Origin of the sequence: Nonomuraea turcica, from assembly GCF_030718205.1 — a bacterium.
Lineage (GTDB): Bacteria > Actinomycetota > Actinomycetes > Streptosporangiales > Streptosporangiaceae > Nonomuraea.
On record NZ_JAUZQF010000009.1, the window covers coordinates 389,172 to 411,075 of the forward strand.

Here is a 21,904-nt window from a genome sequence, read left to right on the forward strand (position 1 = left end):
CGGTCAATCCGCCACGAGATAGCCGGGGTTGGCGACCTCCAGCTTGGCCCGCACGGCATCCACCAGGGCGGCGACGAGCTCGTGGTCGTCGGCGATCCGGCCCTCGCGAACGGCGGCGGCCAGCTCGGCGTCGCCGGCCACGCCCAGCGCGGCCAGCCGGGCGGCGTGCTCGGCCGCTTGGGCGGGACCCAGCTCGATCTCCCGCTCGACCATGCCCAGCACGTTGATCGCGACCCGGGTGTGGAACCGCACCCGGCCCTCGACGGCCGGCAACACGTCACTCTCGAGGAAATCGCGCACGGCGGCCACCAGCTGCGCCGCCGTGGGCACGTCGTGCGGCCCCTTCGTCATCTGATCTCCTTTTTAGCGGGCAACGACTAACCTGCGGCCATGCGCACAGAGTCTCCCACCGCATCTACCCCGGTGCTCGGGCCCCAGCTGATCCGGGCCGAGATCTTCGTCGTGATGTCGGTCTCGCTCGGCGCCAGCGGCCTGGTGGCGCTCGTGCGGCTGATCGGGGCGCTCACCGCGCCGAAAGAGCTGAAGAGCCAGCAGGCCGTGCTCGTCGGGTCCATGGCCCCGGGGCGGCCGTGGCTGGACCTGACGTTGCAGCTGGTCCAGATCGTGATCTCGGTGGCGCCGGTCGGGCTGGTGGCGTACCTGCTGGTGCGCTCCGGGGAGTCCATGCGCACGATCGGCGCGGACCTGCGCGAGCCGCGGCGGGACCTGGTGCGCGGGGCCCTGCTCGCGGCCGCGATCGGCGGCAGCGGGCTGGCGTTCTACCTGGCGGTGTGGGCGTCCGGGGTGAACCTGACCGTCGTTCCCGGGGCGCTGCCCGAGGTGTGGTGGCAGGTGCCGGTGCTGCTGCTCGCGGCGGCTCAGAACGGCGTGCTGGAGGAGGTGCTGGTCGCCGGCTACCTGCTGCACCGGCTCGGGCAGGCCGGATGGAGCCCGTGGAAGGCCGTCGCGCTCTCGTCGCTGTTGCGGGGGTCGTACCACCTGTATCAGGGGTTCGGGGGGTTTGTCGGAAACGTGGTGATGGGCGTGGTGTTCGGGCGGCTGTACCAGCGGTGGGGGCGCGCGACGCCGCTCGTGGTGGCCCACACGCTCATCGACGCCGTCGCCTTCGTCGGGTACGCGTTCCTGCGCGGACGGGTCAGCTGGCTGCCCTGACACCGTTGACTCGGCAACGATTGTCGGCTGAGATCATTTCATGAGCTTCGCCGTGCCCGCCGGTGTCCGGCCGATCCGCGATGCCGTCCACGCGTTCATGACCGAGCGGGTCGAGCCCGCCGAGCCGGTGCTGCACGCCGGCGGCGCCGCCGCCGCGGCCGCGCTGGACGAGTTGCGGGCCGAGGCGAAGAAGGAAGGCCTGTGGGCGCTCGGCCACCCGCGGGAGCTGGGCGGCGGCGGGCTGCCGTTCCTCGACTACGTCTACGTCAACGAGGTGCAGGGACGCAGCGAGTACGGGCAGCTGGCGCTGGGCACGTTCACCCTGCAGGACTCGCTCATGCTGCATGAGCACGCCTCACCCGAGCAGCGCGAACGCTACCTCGAGCCGCTGGTGCGCGGCGACATCTGGCCCAGCTTCGCCATGACCGAGCCGTCAGTGTCCAGCTCCGACCCCACCCAGCTGCGCACGGCCGCCGTGCTCGACGGCGACGAGTGGGTGATCAACGGGCATAAGTGGTTCACGACCGGGGCGTCGCGGGCGGCGTATACGACCGTGATGTGCCGCACCGAGCCGGACGCCCCGCCCGAGCTCCGGCACCGGGCGTTCTCCATGATTCTGGTGCCGACCGACACACCCGGCTACACCATCGTCCGCGAGACGCCGGTGCTGGGACTGGACGGGGCACACTGCGAGGTGCGCTACGAGGACGTCCGCGTGCCCGCCGCCAACCTGCTCGGCCGGCGCGGCCACGGGTTCGTCATCGCGCAGCAACGCCTGGGACCCGGCCGGATCTTCCACTGCATGCGCTGGCTGGGGCAGGCGCAGCGGGCCTTCGACCTGATGTGCCGCAGGCTGCACGACCGCAGCGCGTTCGGCGAGCCGCTGGCGAACAAGCAGCTCATGCGGCAGCACGTGTTCGACTCCTACGCCGAGATCCAGGCAGCCAGGCTGCTCACGTTGCAGGCCGCCGAGGCCATCGACGCCGGCTCCGACGCACGGGTGGAGATCGGGGCGATCAAGGTCGTCGGAGCGCGTATGCTGCACAACGTGATCGACCGCGCCATCCAGGTCTACGGGGCCGCGGGCCTGACGCCGGACACCCCGCTCGAGCGGATGTACCGGCATGCTCGGGCCGGGCGGATCTACGATGGCCCCGACGAGGTGCACATCGACGCGGTGGGGCGGCGGGTCCTGGGCGCGTACGCGGCGGGCGGCACCTGGGAGTTCGGCCTGCGATGAGCCGGCTCGAGGAGATCGTCCGCACGGTGTTCGGGGCCGGGTCGGCGATCCCACAACGGGTGCGGCTGCCCGGCGGGGCCTCCCGCGAGACGTGGGCCCTGGACGTGGCCGCGGCCGACGGCACCCGGCATGAGCTGGTCCTGCGGCTCGAGTCTCCCGGCGCCACGCTGGAGGCCGGCGCCACGCTGGCGGCCGAGGCCGTGCTGATGCGCACCGCGTTCCAGGCGGGGGTGCCGGTGCCGCGGATCGTCTCCAGCGGCGAGTCCCACATCCTCATGACCCGTGTGCCCGGCGAGACCATCCCGCGCAAGATCCTGCGCGACGACGCCTACGCCACGGCCCGGCGCAGACTCGCCGCGCAGTGCGGCCAGGCGCTGGCCGCCATCCACCGCATGCCGCTGTCGTGCGTGCCCGCTGCGGCTGAGACCGCGGCCGAGACCGATCCGCTGCGCCGCTGGCGGGACGTGCTCGACCGGCTGGGCGAGCCGCACCCGGTGTTCGAGCTGGCGTTGCGGCGGCTCGCCGCGACCCGGCCGCGCCCCGGCCGGCGCGCCGTGGTGCACGGTGACTTCCGTAACGGCAACCTCATCGTCGGCCCCGAGGGCATCAGGGCGGTGCTCGACTGGGAGCTCGCCCACGCCGGGGACCCGCTGGAGGATCTCGGCTGGTTGTGCGTCAAGGCCTGGCGGTTCGGCTCGCCGCTGCCGGTCGGCGGGTTCGGCACGTACGACGACCTCATCCACGCCTACGAGCGGGCCGGCGGCGACCCGGTGGACCGGGACGCGCTGCGCTGGTGGGAGACCTTCGGCGTGCTCAAGTGGGGCGTCATCTGCGTCATGCAGACCATGCGGCACCTGCGTGGCGGCGCCCGCTCCGTCGAACTGGCGGCGATCGGCCGCCGCGTGTGCGAGAACGAGTGGGATCTGCTCGGCATGTTGCGTGAGCGGGCGGAAAACCCGTTGCCTTGACCCGGGCGGCGGCGCAGGCTTGTGCGGTGACCATCCTGCAGGCATCCCATCTGCTCAAGCGGTTCGGATCGGTCACGGCCGTCCGCGACCTGAGCCTCACCATCGGCGAGGGTGAGGTCGTGGGGTTGCTCGGCCCCAACGGCGCCGGCAAGTCGACCACGCTCCACATGCTGCTCGGCCTCATCACCCCGGACGCCGGCAGCATCAAGCTGTTCGGCATGGAGCTGGCCCAGCACCGGATCGAGGTGCTCAGCCAGGTCAACTTCGCCGCCAGCTACGTCGACCTGCCCGGCGTGCTGCGGGTGCGGGAGGTGCTCGACGCGTTCGCCCGGCTCTACGCCGTTCGCCATCCGCGCCGGCGGGTCGAGGAGGTGATCGAGCTGTTCGAGCTCGGCCCGCTCCACAAGCGGCCGATGATGGCGCTGTCGTCCGGGCAGCGCACTCGCGTGCAGCTGGCCAAAGCCCTGCTCAACGCGCCGCGGCTGCTGGTGCTCGACGAGCCCACGGCCAACCTCGACCCTGACGCCGGCGACCGCATCCGCGGCCTGCTGTCTCGCCTGGCCAGGGAGAACGGCAGCGCCATGCTGATCACCTCGCACAACATGCGGGAGGTCGAGCGCATGTGCGACCGCATCCACTTCATGTCGGACGGCGTCATCGTGGCCGCCGGCAGCGCCGCGGAGCTGGCCGGGCACTACGGGGCCGAGGACCTGGAAGAGGTGTTCTTGAAGGTGGCGCGCGGATGACGACCTTGACCCTGCCTCCGCTGAGCCTGGCCGCGCGGCGCATGCGCGTCATGGGCGTGGTCCGGCGCGATTTCGCGGCGTTGCGGCGCAGCTCGATCCGGGTGTTCGAGATCCTGTTCTGGCCGACGGTCGAGCTGGTGCTGTGGGGCTTCATGACGCTGTTCCTGCAGGCGCAGCGGGTGCCGTTCGTGGTGTCGTTCCTGCTCGGCGCGGTGCTGCTGTGGCAGCTGCTGCAGAAGGCCAGCAACGAGATCTCCATTGCCTTCCTGGAGGACATCTGGTCGCGCAACCTGCTCAACGTGCAGGTCAGCCCTCTGTCCAGCGTCGAATACCTGATCGGGCTGATGCTGTTCTCCCTGGGCAAGGTGGCCTTCGCGGTCGCCGTCATGGCCGCGCTCGCCTTCGGTCTCTACGGGTTCGGGGTGACGAGCATCGGCGTGGGACTGGTCCCGTTCATGGGCGTGCTGCTCGTGCTCGGCTGGTCACTCGGCCTGGTCGGCATCGCGGCGGTGCTGCGTTTCGGCGAGAACGCGCAGGTCATCGCCTGGTCACTGGTGTTCGTGGTGCAGCCGCTCGCCGGGATCTTCTACCCGGTGTCCGTGCTGCCCGCGCCGCTGCAGGCCGTGTCGTGGTTCCTGCCCGCCTCCCACGTGTTCGAGGGCATGCGCACGGTCATGGCGGGCGGCGCGCTGCCCTGGGACCGGCTGGCCTGGGCGGCCGCGCTCAATGTGGGATACCTGGCGGCGACGCTGGGGTTGTTCGCGTGGGCGCTGGGGTACGCGCGGCGGCATGGGAAGCTCTCGCGCTTCGGGGACTGAGCGCGGCGGCGATCACCTCCACCAGGCCCTCCACCACCTGATCCCGCTCCACCTCGGGATGCTCCAGCCACCAGTCGCCGGTCGTCTGCACCATGCCGACGAACGCGTGGCCGAGGACCTGCGCCCGCACCGGGTCGAGCGCCGCCCGCTCGGCGGCCAGCACCCCGCCCAGCTCCTCGCCCAGGCCGCGGACCAGCGAGGTCATGTGGGAGCGGGTCCTGCTGTCCTCGGCGCCGGCCCGGTGGAACAGGAAGCGGTAGAGGTTGAGGTTGGCCGCGATGAGGTCCAGATAGGCGCCGATCGTCGCCCTGGCCCGGCCGCGCAGGTCGGCCCCCGGCTCGGCGAACCGCGGCCGCAGCTGGGCGATGACCGTGCGCACGTGCCGGTCGGCGAGCGCCTCGTACAGGCCGCTCTTGTCGCCGAAGTGGCGGTAGAGGATGGGCTTGGTGATGCCGGCCGCGGCCGCGATGGCCGCCATCGACACCTCGGGCCCCTCGCTGGAGATGACCCGGTCCGCGGCGTCCAGCAGCGCCCTGCGCCGATCCGGGTCCCGTCCGCTCACCCGCCCAGGATAGATCGCCAACGCGTCGGCAGCAGCGCCGAGAGCACGAGCAGGGCGCCGATGATGGTGTAGAGGCCGGTAAGGCCGGCCAGCGTGCCGGGCGGCTCGGCCAGCTCCGCCGGCGGCAGCCCGTCCCAGGTCGGCCCTGACCACGGAAGGGCGGCCGCCAGGCCCAGCGCGGCGCTGGTGTCCAGGGCGAACAGCGCGCCTGCCGAGATCAGTGGAACGCCGCAGGTCAGCGCCGCCGCCGGCCAGGCGGTCAGGACGGCGACGAGCACCGCCACGGCCGCCAGGCAGGCCAGCCCGGCCGGCGCGGGGCCGGCGGCGGCCGCGCCCATGCGCAGGGCCTTGGCGCCGGCCTCGGTCAGGTAGTAGACGGGGACGAGGGCGGCCAGGCCGGCGGCGGCTCCCATCACATGACGACTCTCACGGGTCACACCGGCATCGTCCCCTTCTCCAGCACCGGTTACGCGCGCGGTCGCGGGCGGCAGCTCAACGAGTGATCGGCGGAGTCCTGCGGGTAGTGGCGGGCGCGACCGGTCGTGGGTCCTTGCCGCGCCCTTTACACCGTAGATCACGTGATGGCCTCGATCGTCAGGTAATTACTGGAAAATACTGGGACTGTTGATACGCTCGCGACCATGAGTGACCGGCTGGACGATCTGGAGCGGCGGATCGACGAGTTGCGGGCCGGTGTGCGCAAGGCCATGCGGGCCAGGGACGGCGCGAAGGCCCGGCTGCTGCGCGCCGAGCTGCGCACCGCCGAGCGGGACTGGGACGTCCTAGTCAGCGGCGAGCGGCCGGGGGCCGCGCCCGAGCCGGCGCCGCTGGTCACTGTGCGCGAGCAGGTGCACCAGGGGCTGCGGCTGCTCGGGGCGACCGCCCAGCCCCGGCTGATCGTGGCCGTGAGCGAGGCGTTCCTCGGCGGCACGATCCGCAGCACGCAGCTCACCAGCCTGCGCAGGGACGAGGAACGTTCGTTCCGGTCCTCCCCGTACGGGCGGCCGTATTACCTGTGCGCGGCGCTGACGGACCGCCTCTCCCCCGCACGCGGCCTGCTCACGCTCAGCAGCTGGCCACTGGAGCGGCGCGTGGTCGGGCCCCTCAGTCCCCGCGTCGACTTCCTGACCTGCGCCATCGCGGTGGCTTCACACGCGGCCGAGGACGAGCGGGCGGCCAGGTTATTGGTGCGGATGGCCAGGAACATCCCCGGCGCCACCAACGGCTCGCTGGCCCCGCCACACCCCGGGCGGGTGATCGAGGCGGCCCGTGCCGAGCTGGCGGTGCACGCCGAGCGCGACACGCGCGACCGCGCCGAGCTGGCGCGACGCGCCGCAGCGCAGCTGGATGACGCCGCCCGCCTGTTCGGCGCCGCTACGCTGAGCACGATCAAGAAGGAGTACGTCACGTGAGCGGCTTGAAGCGCGAAGGCGACACCCTGCGCCGGCTGGACGCGTTGCGGGGCACGACGCCGCCGCGGCCGCACGACGCCCGCGCCATCGCGGCCCTGGCCGCCAACCCCGGCTGCACCCGCCGGGCGCTCATGGACGGGGCCGGCGTCGACAAGGACGCCGCGGCCCGGCACCTGGGGTTCCCCGCGCCGTTCGGGCAGTCGCCGTTCGCGATCACGCGCGGCAACGTGTTCGAGGCGCTGGTCAAGGCGGACGGGTGCGCGGAGCTGCTGCGCATGCTGCGCGAGCTGCTCGGCCTGCCCATCGCCGAGGTGGCCTACCACGACGTGGAGAACGTCGGCGCCCACCTGCGCCACGCCCACACCCGCGCGCTGATCGACCGGGCGGCCCGTGACGAGCAGGACGCGGGCACTCTGTACGACCACCCGCTGCTCACCCTCCAGATCGCCGGCCACACCGCCTACCTGGAGCCGGATGTGGTGGCCTTCCAGCTGGGCGGCCGCTTCCACATCGTGGAGGTCAAGTCGTTCGCGGTGATCGACGGGCAGGCCGACCCGGCGGCGGTCGCGGCGGCCGCCCGGCAGGCGGCCGTCTACGTGCTGGCGCTGCGCACGCTGCTGGAGGAGCTGGGCCACGACCCGCTGAAGGTCTCCCACGACGTGGTACTGGTCTGCCCGGAGAACTTCGCCAACCGCCCGGGCGCGACACTGGTCGACGTGCGCAAACAGCTCGCCGTGCTGAAGCGCCAGCTGACCAGGATGACCACGCTCGACCGGCTCCTCGAGGGGCTGCCCGACGATCTCACGTTCGACCTGCGGCCCGGCGAGGACGGCCGGCCCACCAGGCCCGTCGCCGAGCTGGCGGACTCACTGCGCACGACGACCGCGCGCTACGCGCCCGACTGCCTGTCCGCCTGCGACCTGTGCTTCTTCTGCCGTGACGAGGCCCGGCAGGAGGGCGCGTCCGACCAGCTCGGGCGGCAGGTGCGTGACGAGCTGGGCGGGGTCGCGTCGGTGGCGGAGGCGCTGGGCCTGGCCGACGGGGTCCGGGATCCGCGGGAGGGTCAGGAGGAGATCGCCCGGCTGCTCCGCAACGCCGAACGCCTGCGCAGAGAGTGCCTGGCATGAGCCTGCTCACCTCGCTCGCCCGGTTGCGCGCCCTGGACGAGGGCATCGCGCAGCCCATCGCGACCGTCCGCCACTGCCATCTGTCGGACCGGCCGATGGTGTTCATCCCGCTCAAGCTGTCGGGCGAGGCCGCCGCGCCGCTGGCGGCCATGCTCGGCACCGAACGCGACCGGCCGCGCCTGCTCGTGGTGACCCAGCCGCGCAACCGCGACCTGCGCTTCGCCTGGGCGGCTGAGCTGGCCGGGCTGCTGCTGCCGTACATCGAGGGTTTCCTCGCCGACACCGAGACGGTGGAGCGGCGCGGCGCCGACCCCTACGAGCGGGCGGTGGACGCGCCGCAGCTCATCGTTCCGAACGCGGCCGGCGTGGCCTTCACCCGGCTCCTCGGGCGCTCCACCCGCTTCCGCCGCGCCGACGGGCCCTACCCGGTGCCGGACGTGGTACCGCTGCTGGGCCGGTGGCTGACCTATTTCGGGGAGCGGGCCGCCTATCCGGGCTCGTCACTCATGACGGCCGCGACCGAGGAGCTGGGCCGGCATTGGGCGAGCGGGCAGAGCTCGCTGGAGGACGCCAACCTGGCCGCGCTGCTCGGCTGGATCACCGAGGGGCCGAGCGAGGCCGCCGAGGACCCGCTGATCTGGCCGCCCGCCGGGCCCGCGACCGACCCGGGGTTCGACGCCGAGGTGCTCGCGCCCGCCATCGACAGCGGGTCGGCCGAGCGCGTCACCGAGGCGCTGCGCAGCCAGCTGGAGCCCACGTGGCGGCTCATGTGGCAGGCGATCGACCTGCTGGCCGGCCTGGAGGCGGGCGCGAGCGTGGCCCAGCGGTGGGAGCAGGACCGCGGCTCGTTCAGCGGCATGGCGCAGAGCATCGCCGAAGGCGGGCCGCCGCAGGCCCGCAGGGACGGCGCGGTCGCGGCCGCGGCCAAGCTGGCCCGCATGGAACGCGCCCAGGCGGCGTACGAGGTGCAGCGCGCCTACGACGACCCGCTGATCATGGCCGAGCACCGGCTCACCGGGGAGGCCTTCGCGGGCGAGGTGGTCGAGACCGTCCCGGACAACGTCGAGGGCGAGGGCCGCTCACGCAAGCTCCGCCCGCTGGTGGTGATCAAAACCGACGATCCGGTACGGCTGCCGCCCGGCGCGTCCCTCGGCACCCCGCAACGCCGCGCCCAGGGCGCCGAGCTGGTGTCCGCGGACGAGGGCCTGATCACCGTGAAGATCACCAAAGGGATGGGGCGCGGCAAGACGCCGACCCCCGGCGCCGTGCCCGAGGTCGGCGAGCGGGTCTGCTACACCTCGCTCACCGACGACTTCCAGGGCTCGCCGAACCTGCCCGACGCCGAGGCCACGCCGTGGACGCACGGCGGCCCACCGCAGGAGTACACGCCCGACGACGAGGACGCCCAGGAGGAGTGGTCGTGACCGGCAGCCCGGAGCAGGTCATCGCGGACGTGCTGGCCGACCTGCCGCGGCACCGGGGCGTGGTCGTCGACTCGCCGCCGGGGGCGGGCAAGTCCACCCTCGTCGTCCGCGCCGCCGCGCACATCGCGGCCGCCGGCGAGCCGCTGATGATCGTCGCCCAGACCAATGAGCAGGTCGACGACCTGGTGTCCAGGATCTCGGACAAACATCCGCGGCTGACCGTGGGGCGGCTGTCGGCCGGCGGATACGTGCCGCCGCTGCGCCTGCTGGAGCTGCCCGGCGTGCGGTTCGGCACCAGGATCCAGGACCTCGGCGACCCGGACATCGTCATCGCCACCGCCGACAAGTGGGCGTGGATCGGCGACCGGGTCTGGCCGTGGGCGATCGTGGACGAGGCCTACCAGATGCGCTCGGACAAGCTGCTGCGGATCGCGGGGCTGTTCGAGCGGGCGTTGTTCGTGGGCGACCCTGGACAGCTGGACCCGTTCTCGATCGTGGACGGGGACCGGTGGTCGGGACTGTCGTGGGATCCGCTGCAGAGCGCGGTGTCGGTGCTGCTGCGGCACAATCCGGACCTGCCGGTGCACCGGCTGCCGGTGTCGTGGCGGTTGCCGGCGTCGGCGGCGCCGGTGGTGTCGCGGGCGTTCTACCCGTTCACCGGGTTCAGGTCGGGAACCGGGCCCGGGGATCGGCGGCTGGAGCTGGTCACGGGAGGCATGGGGACCGTGCACGACCGGGCGCTGGAGGAGGCCGCCCGGTCCGGGTGGGCGCTGCTGGAGCTGCCGAACCGGCACACGGTGCGTACCGACGGGGAGGCCGTGCAGGCGGTGGCGCTGCTGGCCGAGCGGCTGCTGCAGCGGGGCGCGGTGGCGAGCTCGGAGCAGGGCGAGCGGCCGGTGACGGCGGACCGGATCGCCGTAGGGGCCGCCCATCGCGACCAGGTGGCGGCGATCCGGGCGGCGGGGCTGCCGCCGGAGATCACCGTCGACACCGCGAACCGGCTGCAGGGCCGGGAGTACGACGTGACGATCGTGCTGCACCCACTGTCCGGGCGGCGTGACGCGACGGCCTTCCACCTCGAGTCGGGGCGGCTGTGCGTGCTGGCCTCGCGGCACCGGCACGCGTGCGTGGTGGTGGCCCGGGCGGGCATCGCCGAGCTGCTGGACGCCCACCCGTCGGCGGAGCCGGTGCAGCTGGGCGTGCCGGTGAAGTTCCCGGACGGGTGGGAGGCCAACCAGTCCGTGCTGGAGCATCTGTCCCGCCACCGCGTCTAGCGCGGCGACGCTGCTGGTTCACAGGCGGCGGCGCCAGACGTCGATGACCATGACCGGCCGCATCCCCGCCGACTCGTACAACCCCAGCGCCGGCGTGGTGTTGTTGGAGTCCACGTGCAGGATGGTGCCCTTGCGCCCGCGGGCCGCGTCGGCGGCGAAGGCGTGCCGCAGCAGGAAGCGCCCCAGCCCTCGCCCCCGGAACTCGGGCAGCACGGCCAGCGTGGCCACATACCCGCATTCCTGGTCCGGCAGGAACTGGTTGTTGCCGATCAGCACCGCCGCCGCGCGCCCGTCGACCCTGGCGAGCGCGAGCTGGCTCCAATCGTTGACGCTCTGCGCCTGCCTGCGCTCGTACCACAGCTCGTAGTCGATTTTCACGAACCCGAAGTGCTCGGCGAACGCCTCCTGGTGCACGCGATGCGCCTCCCGCCGCACGTCCTCGCTCTCGCCGGAGTGCAGCGTGAGCCCGGCCGGCGGGACCGGCGCCTCGACGGGGCCCTCGTAGTCGATGCGCATGCGGTGGAAGCTCGTGCCGGGCTCGAAGCCCTGCTCCTTGGCCATGGCCTGCTTGACCTGGTCGGCGCGGTAGATCCCGATGTGCAGGGTGACGCCGTCGTGCCCCCGCTCGGCGGCCAGCTCGCGGGCGCGCCCGATGACCAGTGGCCACAGCTCGTCCGCGAGCCCTTCGACGCCGGGCCGGACGATCACGTCGACGTGCACGAGATCGCTGTCGCCGTTGCTACATGCCCAGGCCGACGCGAGGAGCCTGCCGTCGGCGTCCTGTGCCAGCCACCCGTCCTTGTCGCGGTCGAAATCGGGCTCCACCAGCTCGTCCTGAACGTCTTGGAGCGTCATGTCCGGCGCCCCGAGGACCGCGGTCTCATATGCCGAGATGAGCTCGTACATGGCGGCGGCGTCGTCCACGCGGGGCCGGCGGAGAGTATGCATGGGCTGGATTGTGCACCGGCCGCCCTGCCCGGCGCCTCCCATTTTCGCCCGGTTAAGCTATGGGAGTGCTCGACAGGATGCCCTTGCGCATCGAGGTCGCCGCCCCGGACGCGACGACCGTCGCGCTCGCGCTCCGCGGCGACCTGGACCACGGCTCGGCCTACCAGCTCGCGGCCCTGACCTTCGCCGACGGCTACCGCAGGATCGACGTGGACCTGTCGGCGCTGACCTTCATCGACTCCTCCGGCCTGGCCGCACTCGTCCGCCTCCAGCAGCGGGCCGCGGCCGCCCGCGCGGTGATGCAGGTGGTGGCGTTGACGCCCTACCTGCGCAAACTCCTCACGATGACCGCGCTCGACCTGCTGTTCAGCCTGCCGCCGGAGTGACGGGCTCCTTCGCCGAGGCGGTCACGGCGCCGCCCGACTGGCTCCGCCACCCGTACACCCCCATATGAAGATCTTGCTTACTTGCCGACCGGCAAGCATAGACTGTGCTAAAGACTTACTTGCCGGCCGCCAAGCTGAAATAGGTGCAATGTGCGGGAAGACACGCGAACCCGGATCCAGGAGATCGCGCTGAGGCTCTTCACCGAGCAGGGGTACGAGGCGACCTCGCTGCGGGAGATCGCCGAGGAGCTCGGCGTGACGAAGGCCGCCCTCTACTACCACTTCAAGACGAAGGACGACATCGTCGCGAGCCTGGTGGACCTGCACGTCGCCGAGATCGACAACCTGGTGGAGTGGGCGAAGACCCAGCCGAAGACGCCGGAGATGCGGCGCGAGCTGCTGGAGCGCTATGCCGCGAACCTCCGGGGGCCCCGCCACATCGAGATGGCGAGGTTCCTCGAGCGCAACCAGACGGCGCTGCGCGAGCATCCCAAGCTCTCCAGGATGCGCGACATGATGATCGAGCTGACGAGGCAGATGAACGAGCCCGGCGCCACGCCGGTGGAGCGGATCAGCCGCTCGCTGGCGCTGTTCGCGCTGCACGCCGGCAGGTGGCTGCCGGGCGATCTGACCGAGGACGAGGTCGACAAGGCGTCCATGGAGGTGGCCCGACGACTGCTGGAGCTGTAGGTGCACCCGTCGCCACCTGCGGTGGCCCGCTGAACGCGAACCACCGTAACGTTTCTGGACTTTTGGCCTTTAAAGGGACGATTGGGGCGGAGGATCGAGGGCAGGAAGAGGTGGCTACGGTGGGCGGACGTCGACTGCCCACACGCATCCATTCGGGAGGAGGTGCCGTGGAAGCCACAATCGCGCTCCGGCTGCCCAGGGATGCGGCGAGCGTCCCGGTGATCAGGCAGATGCTGGACGGCACGCTCCGCTCGCTGGGCGTCGAGCCGCAGGTGCGCGACGACATCGAGCTCATACTGACCGAGGCGTGCTCCAATGTGATCAAACATGCGGCGCCCAGCGACGACTACACGGTCAGCGCCACCGTCCAGCACGACGTGTGCGTCATCAAGGTCGTCGACACCGGCGACGGCTTCGACCCCCGCGCGGTGCTCGAACCCGAGCCAGGGGCCGAGTACGGCCGAGGACTGCAGATCATGCGGGCGCTCGCCGACGACATCCGTTTCACCAACAAACGCGAGAACGGGGCGGTGGTGTGCCTGGAGAAGCGGCTCCGGTACACGCCGGGGGCGGCGGGTCCGCCCCTCATGGCGTCGTGACCCAGCCCTAGTCGCCGCCGAGCAGGAAACGCCGCCGCAGCCGGGGTGTGCCCCCGCTCAGCTCCGCTCGCCGCCGTTCGGGCACCGCGCTCCCGCTGAGCTTCAGCGTCAGCTGGGCCTGCCTGCCGGTCAGCCGCCGCCACAGCCTGCGCCAGTTGGTCATCGACCCGGCCATGACCGCGAGCGCCACCAGCGCGACGACCGCGATGGCGAGGGTGGCCAGGACGATCAGCAGGAGTACGACCACCACGGATCCGATGGTGCCGAACACGTCCAACATTCGCCGGAAGGTGCCCGGCCATCAGCGCCTTATGCAGATTCTTGGGGATATATCATCCTTACTCCGGCTTCTCGGGCTTCTTGGGGGCGGCGGTGGACTGGTCGTGACGCCCGGGCAGCAGGTCGAGGCGGCGCAGTATCACGCCCTCGCGCAGCGCCCACGGGCAGACCTCCAGCCGGTCCACCTCGAACAGGTCCATGGCCGCGTCGGCGACCAGCGCCCCGGCCGCCAGTTGGGCCGCCCTGCCCTCGGACACGCCGGACAACTGCGCCCGCTCGGCCGCGTCCATGGTGGTGAGCTTGACCGCCCAGTCGGCCATGTCCTGCCTGGACAGCGAGCGCGGCACGTACGGTCCGTCACTGGACGGCGCCGCCCCGGCGATCCTGGCCAGCTGTTTGAAGGTCTTGGACGTGGCCACGGCGCGGTTGGGCTCGCCGTACCTGACGACGTCGCCGACGGTGCGGGCGATCTCGGTGCGTACGTGCTTGCGCAGCTTGCGCACCTCCTCGGCGGGCGGCGGGTCGGCGGTGAACCAGTCGCGGGTCAGCCGTCCGGCACCCAGCGGCAGCGACACGGCCACGTCCGGCTCCTCGTCCACGCCGGCGGCGATCTCCAGCGAGCCGCCGCCGATGTCGAAGGCCAGCAGCCGCCCCGACGACCAGCCGAACCACCGGCGCACGGCCAGGAACGTCAGCCTGGCCTCGTCCCGCCCGGACAACACCTCGATGTGCACGCCGCAGCTCTCCTCGACGCGCGCGAGCACCTCCTCGCCGTTGGCCGCCTCGCGCACGGCGGAGGTGGCGAAGGCCAGCAGGTCCTCCACCCCCTTGTCCTCCGCCAGGTGGACGGCCTCCTGGACGAAGGCGCACAGCCGCTCGATGCCCTCGTCCGCCAGCCGGTTGTCGTCGCGGAGGTACTCCGTCAGGCGGAGCCCCTCCTTGTGTGAGTACGCGGGCATCGGCCGGGCGCCCCGGTGGGCGTCGACGACCAGTAAATGAACGGTGTTCGAGCCGATGTCCAGCACGCCGAGTCGCATGGGCAAACGCTACCGTTCTGCCGCATTCACGACGAAACAGAGGGTGAAGGCCGGCATCCGATCCTCCAAGGTGACGGACGGCATGACTGAGCGCTCACGCAGATACGCCCACAGGCGCCGTGGTCGCGAGGAGCCGGATGGCGACGGCCACCGCGGGCGGCCGCGTGATCCGAGCTTCGATGCGCACGTACCAGGCACTACCCTTCCTTGGTGTCGCGACACGTTTGGGGGGATCTTTGAGCGCTTGCTGTGGCCCGAGCAGAGACGGCGCCGCCGGTGGGGCGCACCGGCAGCCGGTGGGGATCACCACGCGGCGGGCGGCGCCGCGCGGGATGGTGCGCGTTCCCGGCGGGACGTTCCTCATGGGCGGGAGCGACCCGGACGGCCGGCCCGAGGACGGCGAGGGCCCGGTCAGGGAGGTGCGGCTCGACCCGTTCATGATCGATCCGGCATGTGTGACGAACGCCCAGTTCGCCACATTCGCCAAGGAGACCGGATACGTCACCGAGGCCGAGCGGATCGGCTGGTCGTTCGTGTTCCGGCAGTTCGTCACAGGCGGCGTGATGGACGCGACCGTGCCGGGCGCGCCGTGGTGGGCGGGCGTGGAGGGCGCCACCTGGCGCTCCCCCGAGGGCCCGGGATCGTCGATCGGCGACCGGCAGAACCACCCGGTCGTGCACGTGTCGTGGCACGACGCCACGGCCTACGCCGCGTGGGCGGGCAAGCGGCTGCCGACCGAGGCGGAGTGGGAGATGGCGGCCCGCGGCGGGCTGGAGCAGAAGCGGTTTCCGTGGGGCGACGAGCTCGCCCCCAGTGGGCGGCCGCGGTGCAACATCTGGCAGGGTCGCTTCCCGACCGCGCCGAGCCGGGGCACGATGCCGGTCAAGTCGTTCCAGCCGAACGGATACGGCCTGTACAACGTGTCCGGCAACGTGTGGGAGTGGACCGCCGACTGGTGGGCCACGACGTGGGAGCCGCGCGCCGACAACCCGGCCGGGCCTGCCGAGGGGACGGCGAAGGTGATCCGCGGCGGCTCGTACATGTGCCACGATTCCTACTGCAACCGCTACCGGGTGGCGGCCCGCACGGCCAACACACCGGACTCCTCGACCGGGCACACGGGTTTCCGCTGTGCGGCCATAGTCTGATCGCATGTCACGAACCCTGCGACTGTTGATCACCGGCGGCGGCACCGGTGGCCACACCTATCCGGCTTTGACCACCCTGTCGGCCATCCAGCGGCGGCAGATACCGCACGACGTGCTCTGGGTGGGCACCGCCGGCGGCCTGGAGGCCAGGATCACGGCCGAGCACGGCATCCCGTTCAAGGCGATCACCACGGGGAAGCTGCGCCGCCGCCCGAACCTCAAGGAGCTGGGCACCAACATCGCCGACGTGTTCCGCATCCCGGTCGGGGTCTGCCAGGCGATCGGGCACGCGGCCCGCTACCTGCCCGACGTGGTGTTGTCGACCGGGGGTTACGTGGCGGTGCCCATCGGGGTGGCGGCCAAGCTGATCAGGCGGCCGCTGGTCATGCACGAGCAGACGACCGTCGTCGGGCTGGCCAACCGGATCCTCTCCAGGCTGGCGACCAGGATCGCGTTGTCGCACGAGTCGTCGCTGGAGCACTTGCCCGCCTCGGCCAGGAATCGGGCCGTGGTGACGGGCAACCCGGTCCGGCCCGAGCTGCTGCAGGGCAACCGGGCGGCGGCGTACGACCTGTTCGGGCTGACGTTCGAGGTGCCGCTGATCTACGTCACGGGGGGCGCGCAGGGCAGCAGGCAGATCAACACACTGATCGCGGAGATCCTGCCGCGGCTGCTGCCGCACGCACAGGTCGTGCACCAGTGCGGTCCCGCCTGGATCGAGCAGATGCGGGCCGTCGAGGTGCCCGCCGACCTGGCCGACCGCTACCACCCGGTGCCGTACGTGGGCGGCGAGCTGGCCGACCTGTTCGCCGCCGCCGACGTGGTGATCGCGCGGAGCGGGGCGGGCACGGTGTCGGAGCTGACCGCGATCGGCAAACCCGCGGTGCTGATCCCGTTGATCCCGACCGGGGGTGACGAGCAGCGCAAGAACGCGGCTTACCTGGCCTCGGCCGGGGCGGCGCGGGCGCTGCTCGAGCCGCATCCGACGGCCGAGATGCTGCTGGCCGAGCTGATGCCGCTGCTGGCCGACCCGGGGTTGCGGCAGGCGATGGGACAGGCGGCGGCCAAGCTCGGCCGCGTGGACGCCGCCGACGCGCTGTGCGACCTGCTGCTGGAGACGGCCAGGCTCCAGGCGGTGTAGCACTCCGCGGGCTTGCACGACCGGCCCAGTACGGCGCCATATGACGGGTCAGGCGCGGGACACCGGCTCGGCCGGGAGGCCGCGTGCCACGGCGGCCTTCGCCTGGGCCGCCAGGTCCGTGCGGTCGTCGCTCGCCCAGGCCACGTAGCCGTCGGGGCGGACGAGGATCGCCGCGGGCAGGCCGGGAGTGGCCGGGCCCACGTACTGTGCGACCTGGACCGTGTCGCCGACCGCCGTCGCCGCGGCCCTCGACGCGGTCGTGTCGACCAGCCGGTGGCGGCCGTCGCGCAGCAGCTCGTACAGCCTGCCGCCCTCGCACGTCAGGTCGGGCACGCGCTGCCCGGTCCACGCGTGGGCGCGGCGGTTCGCGGCGGGGTAGCGGATGCCAAGGCCGGTCAGCCGTCCGAGCATGGCCCACCGGGTCCGGCGGAACCGCAGCAGCGTCCGTACGGCCACGGCCTGCAAGGCGCGGCGGATCGGCGAGCGGCCGAGGACGAGGCGGTTGAAGCCGTCGGTCAGGAGGAGCACCTGCGCGCCCACCCGGTGCCGCTCGCTCTCGTAGGTGTCCAGGAGCCCGGCGGGGGCCTGGCCGTGTACGGCGGCGGCCAGCTTCCAGCCGAGGTTCACGGCGTCCTGGATGCCGGTGTTCATGCCCTGGCCGCCGAGCGGCGAGTGGACGTGGGCGGCGTCGCCGGCGATGAAGACCCGGCCGGCGCGGTAGCGCTCGGCTTGCTTGCGCTCGCTCAGGAAGCGGGTGCTCCAGCGCTGTTCGAGCATGCCGAAGTCGGTTCCGGCGATGCGGAGGAACGCCTCGCGCATCTCCTCCATCGGCAGCGGCTCGGACAGGGGGATCTGCTCGCGCAGCCGGTCCCAGGCGATGGCGCGGAACCAGCCGTCCCCGAACGGGATCATGATGACCACGCCCTCGTTGCTCGCCCGGGTGAACAGGGTCTCCCCGGGTGTCTCGGTGAGCCGCACATCGGCGAGCAGGATGTGCGTCTCGTACTGCTTGCCCTCGAAGCCGATGCCGACCAGGCTCCGGACCTTGCTGTGGGCGCCGTCGCAGCCCACGACGTAGCTCGCCGGCTCGGTGCTGCCGCCCGCGAGGGTCAGGACCACGCGCTGGGCTTCCTGCCGGATCCCGGTCACCTCGGCGCCGCGGACGATCTCGACGCCGAGCTCGCGGGCGCGGGCCTCCAGGATGCGCTCCGTGCCGCTCTGCGGGGCGATGAGGATCATGGGGTACCTGGTCTCCAGCGTGCGAAAGTCAACGTTGGCGCCGGGGGCGGGCTGGATCTCCTGTACGGGGACTCCGTGGGGCAGCAGGTCGTCGGCCAGGCCCCGGGCGTCGAGGAGTTCGAGCGTACGGGCGTGCACGGCGAACGCCCTGGTGATGTTGGGCTGCTCGGCGCGCCGCTCCAGGAGCTTGCACCGCACGCCGGCCAGGGCGAGCTCGCAGGCCAGCATGAGTCCGGTCGGGCCGGCGCCTACGACGATCACGTCGGTCTGGTTCATCGGGTGCTCCCATCAGGTTTCGATGGCACCACCATGCGGCCAGGGCAGGTCCGCTCGAATCGGTGAAATGCACAGTCGAGTTCACCGTCCATCACCGGTGGTTCGCCGCGCGGGGGGCGGGTCAACCGGGGGTGGCGGACCGGTGAAACCACGGATGCGAGCCGACGGCGCCCCGGCGCACAGTCGTCCGATGCGGCATGACGAGACGGTGATGGTGGTGTGCGGGTCTGTCGTGCGGGCCTACCGCGCGGGTGCGGGACCGGACGTGGTGCTCCTGCACGGGGCTTGCGAGGGGCTGGACGACGCGCGGCTCGCCTGGGAGCCGGTCTGGGCGGCCCTCGCGCGGCAAGCACGGGTGACGGCGCCTGATCTGCCCGGGTTCGGGGGGACTCCGTTGGGGGCCACCGTGCCCACCTTGGCGGGGTACGCGGCTTGGCTCGGGGCGTTCCTGGACGTTTGCGGCATCCGGCGGGCCGGGATCACCGGGTTGTGCCTCGGCGCCGGGATCGCCTTGCAGGCGGCGCTGGATCTGCCGGACAAGGTCGGCTGGGCGGCGTTGTGCGCGTGGAGGAGCGGCCGGCCTTCCTCAGCGACCGCTGAGGACGCCGCCGTCCTCCAGCGACAGTCGCACCAACTCGGCCCGTGACGAGATCCCCAGCTTCACGAACACCTTGTGCAGGTGGTAGTCCACCGTGCGCGGGCTCAGGAACAGGTGCGCGGCGATCTCCCTGTTCGTCCCGCCCTCGCTCACCAGCCGCGCGATCTGCAGCTCCTGCGGCGTCAGCTGAGCCACCGTGCTGGGGTCGCGCCGGCGCGCGGTCTCGCCGGTGGCCTGGAGCTCCACGCGGGCGAGTTCGGCCCAGGGCGCCGCGTCGAGCCGTTCGAAGGTCTCGCCTGCCGTACGCAGGTGGCGCCGCGCCTCCGCTCGCCGCCGGCGCCTGCGCAGCGCCTCGCCGAACAGCAGCGCGGTCCGCGCGGTGTCGAACGGCCGGCCGGCGACCGCGTGCAGCGACAGAGCCTCGGTGAAGTGGTCGTCGCCCCCTTCGACGAGCCCCTGGCATCGTGCCACCAGCGCGTGCGCCCACGGTACGCGGACCGGCCCCGCCCAGCCCCGGAGCAGGTCGAGTGCGGCCGTCGCCCGATCAGGGCGGTCGGTGCGTACGGCGGCCTCGACGAGATCGGCGGCCGCGAAGATCTTCACGATCGGGTGCCCCTCCCCCGGACCGGCGTCCGCCAGGGCGGTCAGCCGGTCGAACGCCTCCGCCGTGCGCCCCTCCCCCAGGTCGAGCAGGGCCAGCGCCCAGGCCGCGATCCCGGCGGGCGGACCGAGCCGCTGGCCGATGGCGTGGGCCAGGGCGGCGTCGGCCTCCGTACGGCATTCGTCCGCCCGGCCCTGCGCGGCGGCGATCCAGGCGAGGACGGCGCGGTGGTGGGCGGCCATGTTGTCCTGCCCGGTGTCCAGGGACAGCCGCAGCCCCTCGGTCGCGGTGGCGCGGGCGGCGGTGAACCGGCCGGTCCACATCTCCAGTGCCCCCAGCGGCGCCAGCACCAGGGGCAGCGCGCTGACCGTCCCAGCCGCGCGGGCGCGGACGGCCGCCGTGGTGAACAGGTCGAGCGCCGCCGCGTCCTCGCCCACGAACATCGCCGCGCCCGCAGCCAGCCCCAGGCTCTGCGGGTCGGCCTTGTCCCGCGCCAGCGCGCGGCCCTCGCGGAGGGCGGGAGCGGCCCGTTCCGCGTCCCCTTGGAGGATCGCGGTGAGCCCGACCACCAGCCTGGCGCCCGCGGTGACGGCGTCCTCGACCGGGGGCAGGTCCGCGATCCGCCGTCCGGCTTCGATGAGTCTGGGCAGGTCGGCAGCGGTCCATGCGAGCCGTCCCGCCTCAGTGAGCATGCGCGCGGCCTGGCCGGGGTCCGACTCGGTGACCGGCTCCGACCCGGCGAGCAGCATGGCGTACGCGGTGTCGGGACGGCCGCAGAGGCCCTCGATGGCCCCGCGTACGTGTTCGCCGCGGGCGCGGAGCAGGGGCTCGGTGGCGTACTGGGCCGCCTCGTCCAGCAGGGCGCGGGCCCGGTCGGGTTGGCCGGCGAGCCAGCCGGCCTCGGCGGCGAGAGTGAGCCGGCGGGCGCGGGACTCGGGGTTCGCGGTGAGGGCGGCGGCGCGGCGCAGCGCGCTCGCGGCGGCGGCGTGACCGCCGCGCTCGGCGGCCCGTTCCGCCGCCCGTTCCAGGTCCTGGGCCACCTCCTCGTCGGGGCCCGCCGCGGCGGCGGCCAGGTGCCAGGCCCGCCGGTCCACGTCCTCGTCCGTGAGCACGGCGGCCAGGGCCTGTTCGGCCGCGCGGCGCTGCAGGAAGGTCGCGCCCCGGTAGACGGCGGAGCGGACGAGGGGGTGGCGGAAGGTGATGGCGCCGTCCACCCGTACCAGACCGGCGGTCTCGGCCTCGTCGAGCGCGTCCGGCGCCACGCCCAAGGCCTGCGCCGCCCGCAGGACGAGGCCGACGTCGCCGCTCTCCTCGGCCGCCGCGACCAGCAGCAGGGTCTGCGCCGGAGCCCGCAGCCGCCGCACCCTGGCCAGGAACACCTGCTCGACCACGGCGCCGACGGGCAGCCGCTCCGGCAGGGGGCGCGCCCCGGCGAGCTGCTCGGCGGACAGCGAGCCCGGCAGCTCCAGCAGGCCGAGCGGGTTGCCCGCGGTGCTGGACACCAGCAGGTCGGCGACCTCGGGCGCGAGCGCCACGGCCGTGCGCTCGGCCAGCAGCGCCCGCGCGGCGTCCGGCTCCAGGCCGCGCAGCCGCAGCTCGGGCAACCTCGCCACCGCCAAGGGACGGCCTGCCAGGGCCGGACCGGAGTCCGTGCCGTCGTCACGCACCGCAAACACCAGCGCGACCCCCTCGGCCTCCAGCCGCCGCGCCACGAACGCCAGCGCGTCGGCGGACGCCCCGTCCAGCCAGTGCGCGTCGTCCACCAGGCATAACAGCGGTCGTTCCTCGGCCACCTCGGACAGCAGGCTCAGCACCGCCACCGAGACCAGGAACCGGTCCGCGCCCACCGGGTCCCCCGTCCCGAACGCCCCTCGCAACGCGGCGCCCTGCTGCGCGGGGATCGCCGCGATCCGGTCCGCGACGGGCCGCAGCAGCTGATGCGCGGCGGCGTACGGCAGCTCCGACTCCGACTCGACCCCGCCGCCCCGCAACACCCGCATGTCGCCCGCCCGCGCGGCGGCGAAATCGAGCAGCGCCGACTTCCCGATGCCCGCCTCGCCGCGCACGACCAGGACGCCGCTGCGCCGGTCGCGTGCGTCGTCGAGCAGCCCCGTGATGAGCCCGCACTCCCGCTCCCGGCCATGCAGCATGCCCCGATCGTACGACCGACTCGAGCGCCGGCGGGCGGCCAGAACCTTCGGCCGCCCGGCGCGGTGCA

General features: G+C 72.8%; 23 protein-coding genes. 15 read left to right on the plus strand and 8 right to left on the minus strand.

Annotated elements, in window-relative coordinates:
• Nucleotides 1-3: 3 nt before the first annotated feature.
• Nucleotides 4-351: a DUF6285 domain-containing protein gene (locus Q9G87_RS25055; RefSeq protein WP_305918891.1), complete on the minus strand. Its 348-nt coding sequence runs from the start codon at nt 349-351 to the stop codon at nt 4-6.
• A gap of 39 nt (nt 352-390) precedes the next feature.
• Between Q9G87_RS25055 and Q9G87_RS25060 the strand changes: the two genes are divergently transcribed.
• Genes Q9G87_RS25060 through Q9G87_RS25080 form a run of 5 tightly spaced genes read left to right on the plus strand, consistent with a single transcriptional unit; the run spans nt 391 to nt 4,945 of the window.
• The gene (locus Q9G87_RS25060) at nt 391-1,173 is read left to right on the plus strand and encodes a CPBP family intramembrane glutamic endopeptidase (protein WP_305918892.1); all 783 of its coding nucleotides are present in this window, start codon (nt 391-393) and stop codon (nt 1,171-1,173) included.
• A gap of 40 nt (nt 1,174-1,213) precedes the next feature.
• Nucleotides 1,214-2,413 (plus strand): acyl-CoA dehydrogenase family protein, encoded by a 1,200-nt coding sequence (locus Q9G87_RS25065; RefSeq protein ID WP_305918893.1) that lies wholly within the window; start codon nt 1,214-1,216, stop codon nt 2,411-2,413.
• Nucleotides 2,410-3,381 (plus strand): phosphotransferase family protein, encoded by a 972-nt coding sequence (locus Q9G87_RS25070; RefSeq protein WP_305918894.1) that lies wholly within the window; start codon nt 2,410-2,412, stop codon nt 3,379-3,381. The genes Q9G87_RS25065 and Q9G87_RS25070 overlap by 4 nt, the downstream gene beginning before the upstream one ends.
• Before the next feature lie 26 nt (nt 3,382-3,407).
• Nucleotides 3,408-4,127 (plus strand): ABC transporter ATP-binding protein, encoded by a 720-nt coding sequence (locus Q9G87_RS25075; protein ID WP_305918895.1) that lies wholly within the window; start codon nt 3,408-3,410, stop codon nt 4,125-4,127.
• Nucleotides 4,124-4,945 carry an ABC transporter permease gene (locus Q9G87_RS25080; RefSeq protein WP_305918896.1) on the plus strand — a complete coding sequence of 274 codons (822 nt, stop codon included), beginning with the start codon at nt 4,124-4,126 and terminating at the stop codon, nt 4,943-4,945. The genes Q9G87_RS25075 and Q9G87_RS25080 overlap by 4 nt, the downstream gene beginning before the upstream one ends.
• On the opposite strand, the gene Q9G87_RS25085 is transcribed toward Q9G87_RS25080, so the two are convergent.
• Both Q9G87_RS25085 and Q9G87_RS25090 read right to left on the minus strand, forming a co-directional pair.
• Nucleotides 4,851-5,507 (minus strand): TetR/AcrR family transcriptional regulator, encoded by a 657-nt coding sequence (locus Q9G87_RS25085; protein WP_305918897.1) that lies wholly within the window; start codon nt 5,505-5,507, stop codon nt 4,851-4,853. The two genes, Q9G87_RS25080 and Q9G87_RS25085, sit on opposite strands and share 95 nt — an antisense overlap.
• Entirely contained in the window at nt 5,504-5,944 is a 441-nt protein-coding gene (locus tag Q9G87_RS25090) for a hypothetical protein (RefSeq protein WP_305918898.1), read from the minus strand. Before Q9G87_RS25090 ends, Q9G87_RS25085 begins: the two co-directional genes overlap by 4 nt.
• 204 nt (nt 5,945-6,148) lie before the next feature.
• On the opposite strand from Q9G87_RS25090, the gene Q9G87_RS25095 reads away from it, so the two are divergent.
• Genes Q9G87_RS25095 through Q9G87_RS25110 form a run of 4 tightly spaced genes read left to right on the plus strand, consistent with a single transcriptional unit; the run spans nt 6,149 to nt 10,744 of the window.
• The gene (locus Q9G87_RS25095; protein ID WP_305918899.1) at nt 6,149-6,919 is read left to right on the plus strand and encodes a hypothetical protein; all 771 of its coding nucleotides are present in this window, start codon (nt 6,149-6,151) and stop codon (nt 6,917-6,919) included.
• Nucleotides 6,916-8,046, plus strand: a complete 1,131-nt coding sequence (locus tag Q9G87_RS25100; RefSeq protein WP_305918900.1) for a hypothetical protein — start codon at nt 6,916-6,918, stop codon at nt 8,044-8,046. Before Q9G87_RS25095 ends, Q9G87_RS25100 begins: the two co-directional genes overlap by 4 nt.
• Nucleotides 8,043-9,470 carry a hypothetical protein gene (locus Q9G87_RS25105; protein ID WP_305918901.1) on the plus strand — a complete coding sequence of 476 codons (1,428 nt, stop codon included), beginning with the start codon at nt 8,043-8,045 and terminating at the stop codon, nt 9,468-9,470. Before Q9G87_RS25100 ends, Q9G87_RS25105 begins: the two co-directional genes overlap by 4 nt.
• A complete protein-coding gene (locus Q9G87_RS25110; protein WP_305918902.1) occupies nt 9,467-10,744 on the plus strand; it encodes an AAA family ATPase in 1,278 nt (425 codons plus the stop codon). Before Q9G87_RS25105 ends, Q9G87_RS25110 begins: the two co-directional genes overlap by 4 nt.
• Before the next feature lie 18 nt (nt 10,745-10,762).
• Here the strand turns inward: Q9G87_RS25110 and Q9G87_RS25115 are convergent, their stop codons facing one another.
• The gene (locus Q9G87_RS25115) at nt 10,763-11,692 is read right to left on the minus strand and encodes a GNAT family N-acetyltransferase (protein ID WP_305918903.1); all 930 of its coding nucleotides are present in this window, start codon (nt 11,690-11,692) and stop codon (nt 10,763-10,765) included.
• A 65-nt stretch (nt 11,693-11,757) separates the two neighbouring features.
• Between Q9G87_RS25115 and Q9G87_RS25120 the strand changes: the two genes are divergently transcribed.
• The 3 genes from Q9G87_RS25120 to Q9G87_RS25130 all read left to right on the plus strand — a co-directional run bounded on the left by Q9G87_RS25120 (nt 11,758) and on the right by Q9G87_RS25130 (nt 13,367).
• On the plus strand, nt 11,758-12,078 hold the full coding sequence (locus Q9G87_RS25120; RefSeq protein ID WP_305918904.1) for an STAS domain-containing protein: 321 nt from the start codon (nt 11,758-11,760) through the stop codon (nt 12,076-12,078).
• Between the two features lie 150 nt (nt 12,079-12,228).
• Complete coding sequence (locus Q9G87_RS25125; protein WP_305918905.1) at nt 12,229-12,768, plus strand: TetR/AcrR family transcriptional regulator; 540 nt, start codon at nt 12,229-12,231, stop codon at nt 12,766-12,768.
• Between the two features lie 167 nt (nt 12,769-12,935).
• Entirely contained in the window at nt 12,936-13,367 is a 432-nt protein-coding gene (locus Q9G87_RS25130) for an ATP-binding protein (protein ID WP_305918906.1), read from the plus strand.
• Between the two features lie 7 nt (nt 13,368-13,374).
• On the opposite strand, the gene Q9G87_RS25135 is transcribed toward Q9G87_RS25130, so the two are convergent.
• Nucleotides 13,375-13,647, minus strand: a complete 273-nt coding sequence (locus Q9G87_RS25135; protein WP_305918907.1) for a hypothetical protein — start codon at nt 13,645-13,647, stop codon at nt 13,375-13,377.
• 58 nt (nt 13,648-13,705) lie between these two features.
• Nucleotides 13,706-14,683 carry a Ppx/GppA phosphatase family protein gene (locus Q9G87_RS25140; RefSeq protein WP_305918908.1) on the minus strand — a complete coding sequence of 326 codons (978 nt, stop codon included), beginning with the start codon at nt 14,681-14,683 and terminating at the stop codon, nt 13,706-13,708.
• A 332-nt stretch (nt 14,684-15,015) separates the two neighbouring features.
• Between Q9G87_RS25140 and Q9G87_RS25145 the strand changes: the two genes are divergently transcribed.
• Together Q9G87_RS25145 and Q9G87_RS25150 are read left to right on the plus strand one after the other, a co-directional pair.
• Nucleotides 15,016-15,831 (plus strand): formylglycine-generating enzyme family protein, encoded by an 816-nt coding sequence (locus tag Q9G87_RS25145; protein ID WP_305918934.1) that lies wholly within the window; start codon nt 15,016-15,018, stop codon nt 15,829-15,831.
• 4 nt (nt 15,832-15,835) lie between these two features.
• The gene (locus tag Q9G87_RS25150; RefSeq protein ID WP_305918909.1) at nt 15,836-16,972 is read left to right on the plus strand and encodes a UDP-N-acetylglucosamine--N-acetylmuramyl-(pentapeptide) pyrophosphoryl-undecaprenol N-acetylglucosamine transferase; all 1,137 of its coding nucleotides are present in this window, start codon (nt 15,836-15,838) and stop codon (nt 16,970-16,972) included.
• Between the two features lie 48 nt (nt 16,973-17,020).
• Here the strand turns inward: Q9G87_RS25150 and Q9G87_RS25155 are convergent, their stop codons facing one another.
• Nucleotides 17,021-18,487, minus strand: coding sequence for an FAD-dependent monooxygenase (locus Q9G87_RS25155; protein ID WP_305918910.1), 1,467 nt, complete (start codon nt 18,485-18,487; stop codon nt 17,021-17,023).
• A gap of 190 nt (nt 18,488-18,677) precedes the next feature.
• On the opposite strand from Q9G87_RS25155, the gene Q9G87_RS25160 reads away from it, so the two are divergent.
• Nucleotides 18,678-19,133 carry an alpha/beta fold hydrolase gene (locus Q9G87_RS25160; protein WP_305918911.1) on the plus strand — a complete coding sequence of 152 codons (456 nt, stop codon included), beginning with the start codon at nt 18,678-18,680 and terminating at the stop codon, nt 19,131-19,133.
• On the opposite strand, the gene Q9G87_RS25165 is transcribed toward Q9G87_RS25160, so the two are convergent.
• Nucleotides 19,074-21,836, minus strand: coding sequence for a helix-turn-helix transcriptional regulator (locus Q9G87_RS25165; protein ID WP_305918912.1), 2,763 nt, complete (start codon nt 21,834-21,836; stop codon nt 19,074-19,076). The two genes, Q9G87_RS25160 and Q9G87_RS25165, sit on opposite strands and share 60 nt — an antisense overlap.
• Nucleotides 21,837-21,904 lie beyond the last annotated feature (68 nt).

Excerpts from the sequence above, each read along its gene's own strand:
- Q9G87_RS25160 (WP_305918911.1), top strand. The coding sequence starts at position 18,678 with ATGCGGCATGACGAGACGGTGATGGTGGTGTGCGGGTCTGTCGTGCGG.
- Q9G87_RS25135 (WP_305918907.1), bottom strand. The coding sequence starts at position 13,647 with ATGTTGGACGTGTTCGGCACCATCGGATCCGTGGTGGTCGTACTCCTG.
- Q9G87_RS25060 (WP_305918892.1), top strand. The coding sequence starts at position 391 with ATGCGCACAGAGTCTCCCACCGCATCTACCCCGGTGCTCGGGCCCCAG.
- Q9G87_RS25105 (WP_305918901.1), top strand. The coding sequence starts at position 8,043 with ATGAGCCTGCTCACCTCGCTCGCCCGGTTGCGCGCCCTGGACGAGGGC.
- Q9G87_RS25095 (WP_305918899.1), top strand. The coding sequence starts at position 6,149 with ATGAGTGACCGGCTGGACGATCTGGAGCGGCGGATCGACGAGTTGCGG.
- Q9G87_RS25055 (WP_305918891.1), bottom strand. The coding sequence starts at position 351 with ATGACGAAGGGGCCGCACGACGTGCCCACGGCGGCGCAGCTGGTGGCC.
- Q9G87_RS25065 (WP_305918893.1), top strand. The coding sequence starts at position 1,214 with ATGAGCTTCGCCGTGCCCGCCGGTGTCCGGCCGATCCGCGATGCCGTC.
- Q9G87_RS25140 (WP_305918908.1), bottom strand. The coding sequence starts at position 14,683 with ATGCGACTCGGCGTGCTGGACATCGGCTCGAACACCGTTCATTTACTG.
- Q9G87_RS25145 (WP_305918934.1), top strand. The coding sequence starts at position 15,016 with ATGGTGCGCGTTCCCGGCGGGACGTTCCTCATGGGCGGGAGCGACCCG.
- Q9G87_RS25080 (WP_305918896.1), top strand. The coding sequence starts at position 4,124 with ATGACGACCTTGACCCTGCCTCCGCTGAGCCTGGCCGCGCGGCGCATG.
- Q9G87_RS25155 (WP_305918910.1), bottom strand. The coding sequence starts at position 18,487 with ATGAACCAGACCGACGTGATCGTCGTAGGCGCCGGCCCGACCGGACTC.
- Q9G87_RS25150 (WP_305918909.1), top strand. The coding sequence starts at position 15,836 with ATGTCACGAACCCTGCGACTGTTGATCACCGGCGGCGGCACCGGTGGC.
- Q9G87_RS25115 (WP_305918903.1), bottom strand. The coding sequence starts at position 11,692 with ATGCATACTCTCCGCCGGCCCCGCGTGGACGACGCCGCCGCCATGTAC.
- Q9G87_RS25165 (WP_305918912.1), bottom strand. The coding sequence starts at position 21,836 with ATGCTGCATGGCCGGGAGCGGGAGTGCGGGCTCATCACGGGGCTGCTC.
- Q9G87_RS25070 (WP_305918894.1), top strand. The coding sequence starts at position 2,410 with ATGAGCCGGCTCGAGGAGATCGTCCGCACGGTGTTCGGGGCCGGGTCG.